Origin of the sequence: Levilactobacillus suantsaii, from assembly GCF_014069315.1 — a bacterium.
GTDB lineage: Bacteria > Bacillota > Bacilli > Lactobacillales > Lactobacillaceae > Levilactobacillus > Levilactobacillus suantsaii.
Genome location: NZ_CP059603.1, coordinates 1,275,174 through 1,289,332 on the forward strand (window position 1 = coordinate 1,275,174; position 14,159 = coordinate 1,289,332).

8 protein-coding genes, 6 tRNA genes and 3 rRNA genes are annotated in these 14,159 nt (G+C 49.8%); 16 read left to right on the plus strand and 1 reads right to left on the minus strand.

Annotated features, from left to right (window positions below; all coding sequences use genetic code 11):
* Positions 1-604 precede the first annotated feature (604 nt).
* The 16 genes from H3M12_RS05820 to H3M12_RS05895 all read left to right on the plus strand — a co-directional run bounded on the left by H3M12_RS05820 (position 605) and on the right by H3M12_RS05895 (position 13,336).
* Positions 605-2,169, plus strand: a 16S ribosomal RNA gene (locus H3M12_RS05820).
* Between the two features lie 88 nt (positions 2,170-2,257).
* Positions 2,258-2,332, plus strand: a tRNA-Ile gene (locus H3M12_RS05825).
* A gap of 19 nt (positions 2,333-2,351) precedes the next feature.
* Positions 2,352-2,424: transfer RNA gene (locus tag H3M12_RS05830), tRNA-Ala, on the plus strand.
* A 166-nt stretch (positions 2,425-2,590) separates the two neighbouring features.
* Positions 2,591-5,505, plus strand: a 23S ribosomal RNA gene (locus H3M12_RS05835).
* 63 nt (positions 5,506-5,568) lie between these two features.
* A 5S ribosomal RNA gene (gene rrf, locus H3M12_RS05840) occupies positions 5,569-5,685 on the plus strand.
* The 16S, 23S and 5S rRNA genes sit together here with 4 tRNA genes alongside, the layout of an rRNA operon.
* Positions 5,686-5,691: 6 nt before the next feature.
* Positions 5,692-5,764, plus strand: a tRNA-Asn gene (locus tag H3M12_RS05845).
* Positions 5,765-5,788: 24 nt separating this feature from the next.
* Positions 5,789-5,861, plus strand: a tRNA-Thr gene (locus H3M12_RS05850).
* 293 nt (positions 5,862-6,154) lie between these two features.
* On the plus strand, positions 6,155-6,487 hold the full coding sequence (locus tag H3M12_RS05855) for a PTS sugar transporter subunit IIB (RefSeq protein WP_129033258.1): 333 nt from the start codon (positions 6,155-6,157) through the stop codon (positions 6,485-6,487).
* Between the two features lies 1 nt (position 6,488).
* Positions 6,489-6,770, plus strand: coding sequence for a PTS lactose/cellobiose transporter subunit IIA (locus H3M12_RS05860; RefSeq protein WP_129033259.1), 282 nt, complete (start codon positions 6,489-6,491; stop codon positions 6,768-6,770).
* 340 nt (positions 6,771-7,110) lie between these two features.
* Positions 7,111-8,589, plus strand: a complete 1,479-nt coding sequence (locus H3M12_RS05865; protein ID WP_182150508.1) for a peptide MFS transporter — start codon at positions 7,111-7,113, stop codon at positions 8,587-8,589.
* Positions 8,590-8,665: 76 nt separating this feature from the next.
* Positions 8,666-9,481, plus strand: a complete 816-nt coding sequence (locus H3M12_RS05870) for a metallophosphoesterase (protein ID WP_129033261.1) — start codon at positions 8,666-8,668, stop codon at positions 9,479-9,481.
* A gap of 81 nt (positions 9,482-9,562) precedes the next feature.
* Positions 9,563-9,645: transfer RNA gene (locus H3M12_RS05875), tRNA-Tyr, on the plus strand.
* 6 nt (positions 9,646-9,651) lie between these two features.
* Positions 9,652-9,723 (plus strand) — tRNA-Gln (locus H3M12_RS05880).
* Positions 9,724-10,582: 859 nt separating this feature from the next.
* Positions 10,583-11,386 (plus strand): pyrroline-5-carboxylate reductase, encoded by an 804-nt coding sequence (proC, locus tag H3M12_RS05885; RefSeq protein ID WP_182150509.1) that lies wholly within the window; start codon positions 10,583-10,585, stop codon positions 11,384-11,386.
* Between the two features lie 77 nt (positions 11,387-11,463).
* The gene (gene nagA, locus H3M12_RS05890; RefSeq protein WP_129033263.1) at positions 11,464-12,606 is read left to right on the plus strand and encodes an N-acetylglucosamine-6-phosphate deacetylase; all 1,143 of its coding nucleotides are present in this window, start codon (positions 11,464-11,466) and stop codon (positions 12,604-12,606) included.
* 28 nt (positions 12,607-12,634) lie between these two features.
* Positions 12,635-13,336 carry a GntR family transcriptional regulator gene (locus H3M12_RS05895; protein ID WP_129033264.1) on the plus strand — a complete coding sequence of 234 codons (702 nt, stop codon included), beginning with the start codon at positions 12,635-12,637 and terminating at the stop codon, positions 13,334-13,336.
* A gap of 75 nt (positions 13,337-13,411) precedes the next feature.
* Here the strand turns inward: H3M12_RS05895 and H3M12_RS05900 are convergent, their stop codons facing one another.
* Positions 13,412-14,143, minus strand: a complete 732-nt coding sequence (locus tag H3M12_RS05900; RefSeq protein ID WP_129033265.1) for a WecB/TagA/CpsF family glycosyltransferase — start codon at positions 14,141-14,143, stop codon at positions 13,412-13,414.
* Between the last annotated feature and the right edge of the window lie 16 nt (positions 14,144-14,159).

The window sequence follows — 14,159 nt, forward strand, 5'->3', positions numbered from 1 at the left end:
AAGCGGTCGTTCTTGGATTGAAGTTATAGCGATAACGAAACGGAACCCGGCGGTCCAGACTAAATGGTCTGGTGCTGTGGGTTCCGTTTTGTTTAGCCTCTTAAGTGGTCTAAAGTGAGAGATTAACTGAGAATAAGGCTTTTTAGTTATTTATTGACGAAAAAGCTTGACCGACTTGGGAATGATTGATATGATATTAGCTGTTGTCACAAAGCAGCTGAATGCATAAAGATTTGATTTATGGATATCTATCCGCAATTTAAATTTAAGCTTGACGCCGACAAGTGCAACTGATACAATGTTTTATGTTGTCAATTCAAGAAATCAAGTCGATGACGGCTTCCGTGATAATTTGAATATATATTCAAATTATCGGTGAAAAAAGTTATTGACAAGGAATTGATGACATGCTATACTTTAAAAGTTGTCATGAAGCAATCACTTCATTAGATAACTTGGTAGATCTTTGAAAACTGAACATTGTTTCGACAAACCAAATATGTGTAGGGCGGTTTGAATTTATTCAAACCCAAACAATATTTGCGAAGTCAATTCGCTTTTAAAATGTAACAACAATCGATGAGCTATTCGAGCTTATCATCTTTAAGATGAGAGTTTGATCCTGGCTCAGGACGAACGCTGGCGGCATGCCTAATACATGCAAGTCGAACGAGCTTTGGTTGATTGACGTGCTTGCACTGATTTCTTCTTAAAGCGAGTGGCGAACTGGTGAGTAACACGTGGAAAACCTGCCCAGAAGCAGGGGATAACACTTGGAAACAGGTGCTAATACCGTATAACAACAAAAACCGCATGGTTTTTGTTTGAAAGATGGTTTCGGCTATCACTTCTGGATGGTTCCGCGGCGCATTAGCTTGTTGGTGAGGTAACGGCCCACCAAGGCGATGATGCGTAGCCGACCTGAGAGGGTAATCGGCCACATTGGGACTGAGACACGGCCCAGACTCCTACGGGAGGCAGCAGTAGGGAATCTTCCACAATGGACGCAAGTCTGATGGAGCAATGCCGCGTGAGTGAAGAAGGGTTTCGGCTCGTAAAACTCTGTTGTTGAAGAAGAACGGGTGTCAGAGTAACTGTTGACATCGTGACGGTATTCAACCAGAAAGCCACGGCTAACTACGTGCCAGCAGCCGCGGTAATACGTAGGTGGCAAGCGTTGTCCGGATTTATTGGGCGTAAAGCGAGCGCAGGCGGTTATTTAAGTCTGATGTGAAAGCCTTCGGCTTAACCGAAGAAGTGCATCGGAAACTGGATGACTTGAGTGCAGAAGAGGACAGTGGAACTCCATGTGTAGCGGTGGAATGCGTAGATATATGGAAGAACACCAGTGGCGAAGGCGGATGTCTAGTCTGTAACTGACGCTGAGGCTCGAAAGCATGGGTAGCAAACAGGATTAGATACCCTGGTAGTCCATGCCGTAAACGATGAGTGCTAGGTGTTGGAGGGTTTCCGCCCTTCAGTGCCGCAGCTAACGCATTAAGCACTCCGCCTGGGGAGTACGACCGCAAGGTTGAAACTCAAAGGAATTGACGGGGGCCCGCACAAGCGGTGGAGCATGTGGTTTAATTCGAAGCTACGCGAAGAACCTTACCAGGTCTTGACATCTTCTGCCAATCCTAGAGATAGGACGTTCCCTTCGGGGACAGAATGACAGGTGGTGCATGGTTGTCGTCAGCTCGTGTCGTGAGATGTTGGGTTAAGTCCCGCAACGAGCGTAACCCTTATTATCAGTTGCCAGCATTCAGTTGGGCACTCTGGTGAGACTGCCGGTGACAAACCGGAGGAAGGTGGGGATGACGTCAAATCATCATGCCCCTTATGACCTGGGCTACACACGTGCTACAATGGACGGTACAACGAGTCGCGAAGTCGTGAGGCCAAGCTAATCTCTTAAAGCCGTTCTCAGTTCGGATTGTAGGCTGCAACTCGCCTACATGAAGTTGGAATCGCTAGTAATCGCGGATCAGCATGCCGCGGTGAATACGTTCCCGGGCCTTGTACACACCGCCCGTCACACCATGAGAGTTTGTAACACCCAAAGTCGGTGAGGTAACCTTTTGGAGCCAACCGCCTAAGGTGGGACAGATGATTAGGGTGAAGTCGTAACAAGGTAGCCGTAGGAGAACCTGTGGCTGGATCACCTCCTTTCTAAGGAATAATACGGAGGCCTACACATACTTTGTTGAAACAATGGTCAGTTTTGAGGGATTTACCCTCAAACCTTATGTGCTATTTTGGGCGTATAGCTCAGCTGGTTTAGAGCGCACGCCTGATAAGCGTGAGGTCGATGGTTCGAGTCCATTTATGCCCATTGACCGTAAGGTCGATATGGGGAATTAGCTCAGCTGGGAGAGCACCTGCTTTGCAAGCAGGAGGTCAACGGTTCGATCCCGTTATTCTCCATTGATGCGAAAAAGCATTAAGTTTGTTCTTTGAAAACTAGATATTATCAATTATTTTCCTTTAATTATTAAAGATAATTAAACCGAGAACACCGCGTTTATTTTGAGTTTTTTAATTAGTTTATTCGCTAATACTCAATTAATCAGCGGTCACGAAGTGGCCGTTAGGTTAAGTTATGAAGGGCGCATGGTGAATGCCTTGGTACTAGGAGCCGATGAAGGACGGGACTAACACCGATATGCTTCGGGGAGCTGTACGTAAGCTTTGATCCGGAGATTTCCGAATGGGGAAACCCAATCATCTTTACCGATGATTACAACTCAGGGAATACATACTTGAGTTGAGGCAGACGTGGGGAACTGAAACATCTAAGTACCCACAGGAAGAGAAAGAAAATTCGATTCCCTAAGTAGCGGCGAGCGAACGGGGAACAGCCCAAACCAACAAGCTTGCTTGTTGGGGTTGTAGGACTGAACATTTGAGTTACCAAAGTCAGTGATAGCCGAAACATCTGGGAAGGTGTGGCAGAGCGGGTGATACCCCCGTAGGCGAAATCGTTGACCCTCAGTTCAGGATCCTGAGTACGGCCAGACACGTGAAACCTGGTCGGAATCCGGGAGGACCATCTCCCAAGGCTAAATACTCCCTAGTGACCGATAGTGAACCAGTACCGTGAGGGAAAGGTGAAAAGCACCCCGGAAGGGGAGTGAAATAGTTCCTGAAACCATGTTCCTACAATTAGTTAGAGCCCGTTAATGGGTGATAGCGTGCCTTTTGTAGAATGAACCGGCGAGTTACGTTAATTTGCAAGGTTAAGGTGTAAAGACCGGAGCCGTAGCGAAAGCGAGTCTGAAACGGGCGTTTCAGTAAGTTGACGTAGACCCGAAACCAGGTGACCTATCCATGTCCAGGCTGAAGGTGCGGTAAAACGCACTGGAGGGCCGAACCCGTGTATGTTGAAAAATGCTGGGATGAGGTGTGGATAGCGGTGAAATTCCAAACGAACTTGGAGATAGCTGGTTCTCTCCGAAATAGCTTTAGGGTTAGCCTCGGATGAAGAATCGTGGAGGTAGAGCCACTGTTTGGACTAGGGGCCCATCATGGGTTACTGAATTCAGATAAACTCCGAATGCCACTGATTTATATCCGGGAGTCAGACGATGAGTGATAAGATCCACCGTCGAAAGGGGAACAGCCCAGACCACCAATTAAGGTCCCTAAATATGTGCTGAGTGGAAAAGGATGTGGAATTGCATAGACAGCTAGGATGTTGGCTCAGAAGCAGCCATCATTTAAAGAGTGCGTAATAGCTCACTAGCCGAGTGACTCTGCGCCGAAAATATACCGGGGCTAAGCACATTACCGAAATTGTGGACGCAACTATGTTGCGTGATAGGAGAGCGTTCTAAGGGCAACGAAGCTAGACCGCAAGGACTAGTGGAGCGCTTAGAAGTGAGAATGCCGGTATGAGTAGCGAAAGATCAGTGAGAATCTGATCCACCGAATGACTAAGGTTTCCTGGGGAAGGCTCGTCCTCCCAGGGTCAGTCGGGACCTAAGCCGAGGCCGCAAGGCGTAGGCGATGGATAACAGGTTGATATTCCTGTACTAGTTAAGATTGTTTGAACGATGGAGGGACGCAGGAGGCTAAAGCATGCGCACGATTGGAAATGTGCGTCCAAACGCTGAGTCTGGTGATGAGTCAAATGCTTATCGCTAAGGACAAGGCGCGACGGGGACCGAATTTTAGTAGGGAAGTGCTCCACGTCACACTGCCGAGAAAAGCTTCTAGTGAGATCTTAATTACCCGTACCGCAAACCGACACAGGTAGTCGAGGAGAGTATCCTAAGGTGAGCGAGTGAACTCTCGTTAAGGAACTCGGCAAAATGACCCCGTAACTTCGGGAGAAGGGGTGCTACACGCAAGTGTAGCCGCAGTGAAAAGGCCCAGGCGACTGTTTATCAAAAACACAGGTTTCTGCAAAATCGTAAGATGAAGTATAGGGGCTGACGCCTGCCCGGTGCTGGAAGGTTAAGTGGATGAGTTAGCTTCGGCGAAGCCCAGAAATGAAGCCCCAGTAAACGGCGGCCGTAACTATAACGGTCCTAAGGTAGCGAAATTCCTTGTCGGGTAAGTTCCGACCCGCACGAAAGGCGTAACGATCTGGGCACTGTCTCAACGAGAGACTCGGTGAAATTATATTACCTGTGAAGATGCAGGTTACCCGCGACAGGACGGAAAGACCCCATGGAGCTTTACTGTAGCTTGATATTGGGTGTTGACACAGCTTGTACAGGATAGGTCGGAGCCGTAGATATCGGAACGCTAGTTTCGATGGAGGCGCTGGTGGGATACGACCCTCGCTGTGTGAACACTCTAACCCGCGCCACTCATCGTGGCGGGAGACAGTGTCAGGTAGGCAGTTTGACTGGGGCGGTCGCCTCCCAAAAAGTAACGGAGGCGCCCAAAGGTTCCCTCAGAATGGTTGGAAATCATTCGACGAGTGTAAAGGCAGAAGGGAGCTTGACTGCGAGACAGACAGGTCGAGCAGGGACGAAAGTCGGGCTTAGTGATCCGGTGGTACCGTATGGAAGGGCCATCGCTCAACGGATAAAAGCTACCCTGGGGATAACAGGCTTATCTCCCCCAAGAGTCCACATCGACGGGGAGGTTTGGCACCTCGATGTCGGCTCATCGCATCCTGGGGCTGTAGTCGGTCCCAAGGGTTGGGCTGTTCGCCCATTAAAGCGGTACGCGAGCTGGGTTCAGAACGTCGTGAGACAGTTCGGTCCCTATCCGTCGCGGGCGTAGGAAATTTGAGAGGAGCTGTCCTTAGTACGAGAGGACCGGGATGGACATACCTCTGGTGTACCAGTTGTGCCGCCAGGCGCATCGCTGGGTAGCTATGTATGGATGAGATAAACGCTGAAAGCATCTAAGTGTGAAACTCGCCTCAAGATGAGATTTCCCATTCCTTTATGGAAGTAAGACCCCTGAGAGATGATCAGGTAGATAGGCTGGAAGTAGCAGCGCCGTGAGGCGTGGAGCGGACCAGTACTAATCGGTCGAGGACTTAACCAAGTGATTGGTGTTCTCAGGAGATAATTGGTAATACCTAGTTTTGAGGGAATAAGCTCTCAATAGTGTGGTGGCGATAGCCTGAAGGATACACCCGTTCCCATGCCGAACACGGAAGTTAAGCTTCAGCACGCCAATAGTAGTTGGGGGATCGCCCCCTGCGAGGATAGGACGTTGCCACGCGATTATTCCGGCATAGCTCAGTTGGTAGAGCCCCTGACTGTTAATCAGGTTGTCGACGGTTCGAGTCCGCCTGCCGGAGTTGTGCTAATCTATTAGCAAGTATGCCGGCTTAGCTCAGCTGGTAGAGCATCGGTATCGTAAACCGAGGGTCGGGGATTCGAATTCCTCAGCCGGCATCTTAATGACATCATTCACTTCGGTGAATGATGTTTTTTTGTGGCTTTTTTCCCGGTGGCTGCCTAAACTGATAATGTGACGTGATGCGGCCACGACTAGCCCTGCCGCTGTAATCGCTTTCTTAACTGGTATAGGTCAATTGCAATAATTGGTATAGTCTTATAATTGCCGGTTTGATAATATTTTGAGCTTATTTTTGGGTATTGATTTTTAAATATAATACTTGTGGTATACTTAACTTAGTGCTATTCTAGAAGTATCGAAGAAACAGATAAAAAGGGAGATGCGCATTATGAAAAACGTCTTATTAGTTTGTGGTCAGGGGATTTCTAGTCACTTATTTCTGGGAGAAGCCAAACGAGTTGCCGAAGCCCGGCGGGTCTCCTTACGGTTTACGGCAACTAGTTTTGCAGAGCTAACGCCCGCACAATTGGCTGAACAGGATTTAGTCTTATTAGCCCCGCAAGTCGCTTATCAAGACCAACTAGATGCCGCGTGGACAGCTAACGTCAACGTTGCGGTGATTCCCAATGACATTTATGGCTGGCTAAACAGTAAGGCCCTGGTTAAGTTTGCAAGTCAAACATTAGGGCTAACGGCGGGAAAAGCCGTTGCGAGCCTCTAAAATGACCCCGACGAACGACCAACTGGCCATGCAGGTCCTCACGACAGCTGGCCAGGCGAAACAAACGTTATTTCAGGCCATCCAGACATATCATCAAACGGGCGTCCTTGAGTTACAAGCCGGACATGATCAGTTGGTAACTGCTCATCGGCTGCAGAACCAATTGACTGCGCGCTTAGCTGATCGACAGGCAAGTCCCAATGTTTTGGGGTGTCACGTACTGGACACCCTCATGGCCGTTGAGAGCAATTATGACCTGGTTCAAGCATTATTATCAAAATAAAACAACTTTTAAAAAATTCAGCCGATATTGGCTGAATTTTTTAAATTTTAAGGAGGGGTGGTGACTCATAAAAAACGGACTCGTTTTTAAGAGCGAAATGAATAAAAAATAAGAAGATTGCATGCTCGAGTCAATTTTTTATTCATTATTCAAGCCCGGCTTTTAGCTGTTTAAAGGCGCTTACATTCCGAAAGCCGTTGCGTAATGGCCTTCTATGGATTATAATTATCACTATGTTTTATGAGAGACCTATGAGATGTTCGTATGCAGTGGGTCGACCGTTATTCCTTACGGAGCATAAATATAGTTTTTGTCAGAATGCAATGGAGGTATTATCAACTTGAACAACAAATCGGAAGTCAGCCAAGATAAATCTTTCTTTGGCCAACCGCGTGGATTATCCACACTGTTCTTCACCGAAATGTGGGAACGATTCAGTTACTACGGCATGCGTGCCATCCTGATCTACTACATGTACTACTCAGTTACTAAGGGTGGTTTAGGGTTCGATCAGGGAACCGCCGCCTCGATTATGTCGATTTACGGGTCCATGGTTTATTTGTCCGCCGTTTTAGGGGGCTATTTAAGTGACCGGGTCTGGGGAAGTCGCCGGACCGTGTTCATCGGTGGGGTCTTCATCATGTTCGGGCACATCGCCTTATCAATCCCCGCCGGCAAGATGGCCCTATTTGTATCCATCTTACTAATTGTGCTGGGGACCGGGTTATTGAAGCCCAACGTTTCCGAAATGGTCGGGGGCTTGTACGATACCGGTGATCCTCGTCGGGATTCAGGGTTTACCATCTTCGTCTTTGGGATTAACTTAGGGTCGTTAGTTGCCCCATACCTTGTGGGCTGGTTAGGATTAGACTACAACTTCCACTTAGGGTTCTCCTTAGCCGCTATCGGGATGTTCTTTGGTTTGATTCAATACTGGTTCGGTGGGCGCAAGTACTTAAGCAAGGATAGCTTGTACCCGACCGATCCACTGGAACCGGGCGACTTAAAGAAGTTGTCAGTTCGGGTCATCATTGGTTTGGTGGCGTTCGCATTAATTCTCTTGTTAATGGGGCTTATGGGCTCACTGAACATCAATAGCTTTATCCTGTTACTTTCTATTATTGCGATTGCCACACCAGTGGTTTACTTTACGCTCTTCTTAACGAGTAAAAAGGTTAATACCACCGAACGGAAGCATGTTTGGGCTTACTTAGGGCTGTTTATTGCCGCGGCCGTCTTCTGGGCCATTGAAGAACAAGGGTCATCCGTTCTGGCGCTGTTTGCGGCCGACCAGACGAACAACAATTTCTTGGGCCTGCATATCTTACCAGCTTGGTATCAATCCTTGAACCCGTTGTTCATCCTGATCTACACGCCAATCTTTGCTTTCTTGTGGGACCGTTGGGGTAAGAACCAACCAAGTTCTCCTACTAAGTTTGCGACTGGGATGATTTTTGCCGGGGTTTCTTACCTGCTGATGGTGGTTCCAGTCATGATGTTTGGGACCAGTGCCAAGGTCAGTCCGTTATGGCTGGTCGGCAGTTGGGCCATCGTGGAAATTGCCGAAATGCTGATTTCCCCGATTGGATTGTCCGTCACCACGAAGTTAGCGCCACGGGCCTTCCAGTCACAGATGATGAGTATGTGGTTCTTAGCGGACTCCGCTGGGCAAGCGGTCAACGCGCAAATCGTTAAACTCTACACCCCAGAAAACGAAGTGGCTTACTTTATGGGAGTCGCTATCGTTGCCCTGGTTGCCGGGGTTATCTTGTTTATGCTGGTTAAACCGCTGAAGAAATTAATGGCGGGAATTAAATAGGTTTTAACGCGAAAAAGTGCTACGCTAGGTCATCTAGGCGGGCAATTTTTTGCTGGCCACGAAAGGGGGAATGGACATGGTACGCGTAGCGCTAATCAGTGATCTGCATTTTGACGTGAACCGAGTGGACCCAGCCCAAATCATTACCCAGCAGGTAGCTTATTTGAAGCGACAACGAGTGGGACTTTACCTGATTGCGGGCGACCTCTCGAATCATTTTGACCAGTCTGTACGAATTGCCCAGGCCTTGCAAACGCAACTGGCCCCGGCACAGGTCCGCTTTATTGCGGGTAACCACGATATGTTGCATGACGTGAGTGCCGCGGCCTTGGAAACGCCACTGACGCCCACGTATTTGCACAACCAATTTCTGGACGTGGCGGGGACCAACTGGCGCATTATCGGCAACAATGGCTGGTACGACTACGGTTTTGCGGATAATTTAGTGGGGCGCAACTTTCAAGCCTGGAAAAACGCCTTCTGGGTCGATAGCAGCATTCCCCAGGACTTGAGTGACCCCCAGCGCTTCGAACGGGTCTACGGGCAATTAACGGCGCAATTAGCCCAAGCTCAAGCGGCCCAGAAGCAAGTCCTGGTGATGACGCACTTTGTCCCCCGTCGTGAATACATCGTTTACACCCAAGACAACCGCTTCTGGAACATGGCTAATGCCGTCATGGGCAGTCCGCGTCTGGGACAATTGTTTGCGCAATACCAGGTCCCCGTAGTTGTCTTTGGGCACATGCACCGGCATTACTGGCCGCAACACCTCAGCAATACCTGGTACTATAACCAAGCGCTGGGGTACCACAATCATCGCTTGAATGAGTGGGAGAGTGGGGATTTCATGACGGAATGGCGCCGACGGTTACGAATTTTAACCTTGACCTAAAAAAAGTTAGAAAAAGGCTTGACGGTTTATGCAGAATTTTGTATGATAGTGAAGTTGATTCGTTACGACGTTTCATTTTTTGGAGGGGTAGCGAAGTCTGGCTAAACGCGGCGGACTGTAAATCCGCTCCTTCGGGTTCGGTGGTTCGAATCCACTCCCCTCCATATTCTTGGGCTATAGCCAAGTGGTAAGGCAACGGGTTTTGATCCCGTGATGCGCTGGTTCGAACCCAGCTAGCCCAATCAGATGAATCACCGCGGTGGGAACTTGGGATTATCCTGGGTTTCTTTTTTTTTGCTCTTTGTAAGCGATTATTGATAATCTGGTTCTTCGTCAAGTGAAGTTGATAGATTATTTTGGAAGTAACTAAGCTGAAAATGGTTGTTAAACTATCTGGTGGTGAGAAAGATGTTCAGCATGCTGTCGCAAGCTTCTTGAGAGGACTTGGATGTTCAAAGAAGACGGCAAAGCGTTTGGCAAAGGCTGTTACGGCTGTGGTGCTTTAAATTATATTTGAAGATGATTTATAATTTTTAAAAAATTCAAGAAATACTTAGTTGGCTATTGGGAAAATACATTGATAGTGACTATTTTTCAATTGGTCTTTGCCTTTCTTTCTGAACTATGGGCTAAAATATTTTATCCTAAAAAGTAATATGACTTTTAGTTATTAGGGACTGCTCTGGGTCAAGTAAACAGGTCAAATGATTAAAGTAGCTATGTGGGTTGTAAAAAGGTATGCGTCCGAAAATTCTGGTTCTATATCATCTGTTGCGAACACCCAAGTCTATCTTGAGTCTCAATAACAGATACTATAGATCCTTTTTCTATCCAATTTTCGGCGTCTGCCCCTGCAGTGACTGGTTTTCTCCCGGCGATAAATTGACAAGTGCCGTTTTTTTCGCTAAAGTCGACTTAATCATGGTGCAGACCGGTTAGACCAAATTACGGGTCCGTTGGTTTCGAGACAGGTCCTCGAACAAACCGGAACGGCGGCCAGTCTTAGACCAATTTCGATGTATTCGCTACCATGGTGGAGGCATCACCGGACAAATAATCGACGACACCGACAGTGTCGGGCGGCGTTTAGGGGGATTTATGATGAATATTGGTTTTATTGGTGTTGGTGGGATGGCCCAGGCGATTATCGCCGGCCTGCTCCAAGCAAAGGCGTTTTTACCGGAAGACATCATCGTGCATAGCCGGCGACAGGAAAATTATGCGCCGTACGCCAAACAGCATGGGTTGATGACGGCGGCGAGCAATGCCGACGTGGCAACGCAAAGCGATTTAGTGGTCCTGGCGGTCACGCCCAACGTGGTTCCAGATGTGTTACGGGAAATCAAACCCCAACTCGCCGACGGCCAGACCACGTTGATTTCGATCGTGGCGGGGTTGTCGTTAGCGACCATGGGCGACATTGTGGGAACAAAGGTGCCGATTTTGCGGACGCTCCCGAACGTGAACGTGGAAATTAGGGCGGGGATGACCGCTGTAGCGGCTAATTCTCAACTGACCGGTGGCAAACTGACCAGTGCGTTAGGCGTCTTTGGCGCGATTGGGACCACCACGCAACTCGCTGAAGACCAATTTGGAATTTTTAGTGCGTTAGCGGGGAGTTCGCCAGCCTACATCGACTTGTTTATCGATAGTCTTAGCCGGGCCGGCGTGAAGTATGGCCTGACCAAGGCCCAGGCGACCCAGATTGCCGCGCAAGCCACGTTGGGGTCGGCCAAAATGGTCTTGAAGAGCGACAAAATTCCGTTTGCCTTGATCGACCAAGTCGCCTCACCAGGGGGCAGTACCGTGGCTGGTTTGTTGGCCATGGAAGAAGCCGGTTTGATGACATCAGTCGTCAAAGGCATCGACGCCACGGTAGCGAAAGATCAAGCGGGTCGCCACTAAGTTCTGACTTGCAACGATGGTCTATACCGATTATAATGACAATGTTGTTAGTTGGGCCTTAATCGAGGAGGAGCATTATGAGCATTGTCTTAAAACACGCTAAAATTTATACTGGGGATGAGGTCATTGCCGACGGGTACGTCCGCTTTGACCAACAAATTACGGCGGTCGGGCCGGTGGCTGAGTTTCGGCCCCAACCGGCAGATGAAGTCCACGTGGTCACGGGGCAAACGATTGTGCCGGGCTTTATCGACGTGCACAGCCACGGGGGCTACGGGTTCGACAGCATGGACGGGGATCCCGACCAGATTGATACTATGGTCACCAAAATGATCGGTGAGGGGATCACGACCGTCTTTCCAACGACCATGACCCAGTCCAATGACGCCATCGACCACGCGATGCAAGGCATTGCACAGGCGGCGGAAAAGAATCCGGTGATTCAAGGGGTCCATTTGGAAGGGCCGTTCATTGCGGCCATCTTCAAGGGGGCCCAACCGGAAAAGTACATCAAGGACCCCGACGTGGCCTTGTTGGCTCACTGGAACGAGTTATCGGGCAACCGAGTCAAGTTGATCACCTATGCGCCGGAAGACCCAGGCGCCGCTAAATTTGAGAGCTATTGCCTGGCTAACGGTATCGTGCCGTCGGTCGGTCACTCCAACGCGACGCGCGCACAGTTGTTGACCAGTAAGGCGACCCACGTGACCCACTTGTACAACGCGCAACGAGGGTTACGGCACCGTGAACCGGGGGTTACCGGGCACGCCATGTTGGAAGATAACCTGTATTGTGAAATCATTTGTGACGGGTTCCATAACGTGCCGGACATGGTCAAATTGGCTTACGAGCAAAAGGGCCCGCACCGCTTAGAGCTAGTGACGGATTCCATGCGCGCTAAGGGGATGCCCGAAGGCGTCAGTGAACTGGGCGGGCAAAAAGTCATCGTCAAGGACCGCCAGGCACGCTTAGAGAGCGGCAACCTGGCGGGGTCGGTCTTGCGGTACGACGAGGCCTTCCGCAACGTCATCGCCTTTACGGGCTGTGGCGTGGCCGATGCGGTCCAGATGAGTGCGGTCAACCAAGCCGAAGAATTTGGCTTAACGCGTAAAGGAAAAATCACCGTGGGCCGGGATGCGGACCTCAACTTGATGACGCGTGACTTACAGTTGCAAGCCACGTACAGTTTGGGGCGCCGGATGACGGGAACCACGAAATAGAAACAATCTAGAAGGGATGTTGGGTGCTGTGAGTTCACCGATTTATATTCAAATTCATAACGATATTAAACGAGCCATCGAAGCCGGAAAGTGGGCGGTGGGGGATCGAATCCCTTCCGAACGGGAGCTCTCACGCGATTTTGATGTGAGTCGGATGACGTTACGGCAAGCCATTCAGACCTTAGTCGACGAGGGTATCCTGGAACGCCAAGTGGGTTCTGGCACCTACGTGGCTAATCAAAAGGTCCAAGAAAAGATGTCTGGGGTCACCAGTTTTACGGACCTGATGCTGGCTCAGGGCAAGCAACCGTCGAGTAAGACCATCTCGTATCACGTGATGAGTCCCTCGTTGAGTGAAGCCGAGAAGCTCAAACTCCACGAAGACGATGTCGTCTTGCGGATGGAGCGGATTCGCTACGGGGATGACGTGCCGATTTGTTTTGAAGTGGCCACGGTCCCGGACCGCCTGGTCAAAGGGTTGAACAAAAAAGAAGTAACCAGTTCGCTTTACCGGGCCTTGGAAGATAAAAAGAAATTGAATCCCGGCAAGGCGCAACAAACGGTCTCCGCAATGTCGGCTTCCGAACGGATTGCGGAATATCTGAAGATCAAGCGTGGCGATGCCATTTTGCGGTTACGGCAAGTGACCTACCTGCAAGACGGGACCCCCTTCGAATACGTGCGGACCCAATACGTGGGCGAACGGTTTGAATTTTATTTGGAAAAGTAATCCTGAGCGACCAAAAGGGCCTCACAGCCAGCGAAGACGTGGCTGTGAGGCCCTTTGATTTAACGTGATTATGGGTTATTGTTGTTTAGCCTGACGCTTGACCAGGTGCAGGTAACGGGGGATGACGGCGATGCGCTTGAGCCGTTTGGGGTCCTTCAGTGTTCGGTAGAGCCATTCCAGATGATGGTCCTGCCAGAATTGAGGGGCGCGAGGAACGGTCCCCGCCAGCACGTCAAAGCTTCCGCCGACCCCCATCCATAGACCTTGAGTAACTTGCCGGTGCGTGGCGATGAAGTTCTCTTGCTTAGGAAAGCCCAGGGCCGCAAAGACCATGTCCGGTTGTTTGGCGGCGATGTCGGCGACGATGGGTGCAGCGTCTTGAAAGTAGCCGTCTTTGAGGCCGACGATGTCCAAGCCGGGGTAGGCTTGAGGCAAGCGAGTTGCGAGTTTAGCGACGACTTCCGGCTTGGCGCCCACAAAGTAAGCGGAGCGGTGGTGGTCACTTCCCCAGGTCAAGAGGGCTTGAAGCGTGTCGAACCCGGTGATGCGTTCCGGTAAGGGCTGGCCCAAAATCTGCGCGCCGTTTAAGATGCCGATGCCATCGGGAGTCACAAAATCAGCACCCTGAATGGTAGCTTGATAGTCGGGGTGTTCGTGAGCGTACATCACGATTTCCGGATTAGCGGTCACCACGAAGGTGTTTTCCTGTTGCGTGATTCGTTGCTGCAAGGTGGTTAAAAACTGGGCTTGGGTGGTCTTGATGAAGGGAATCTCGAGGACCGTGACGGTCGGGAATGTAGCGGACATAGGTGAACTTCCTTTC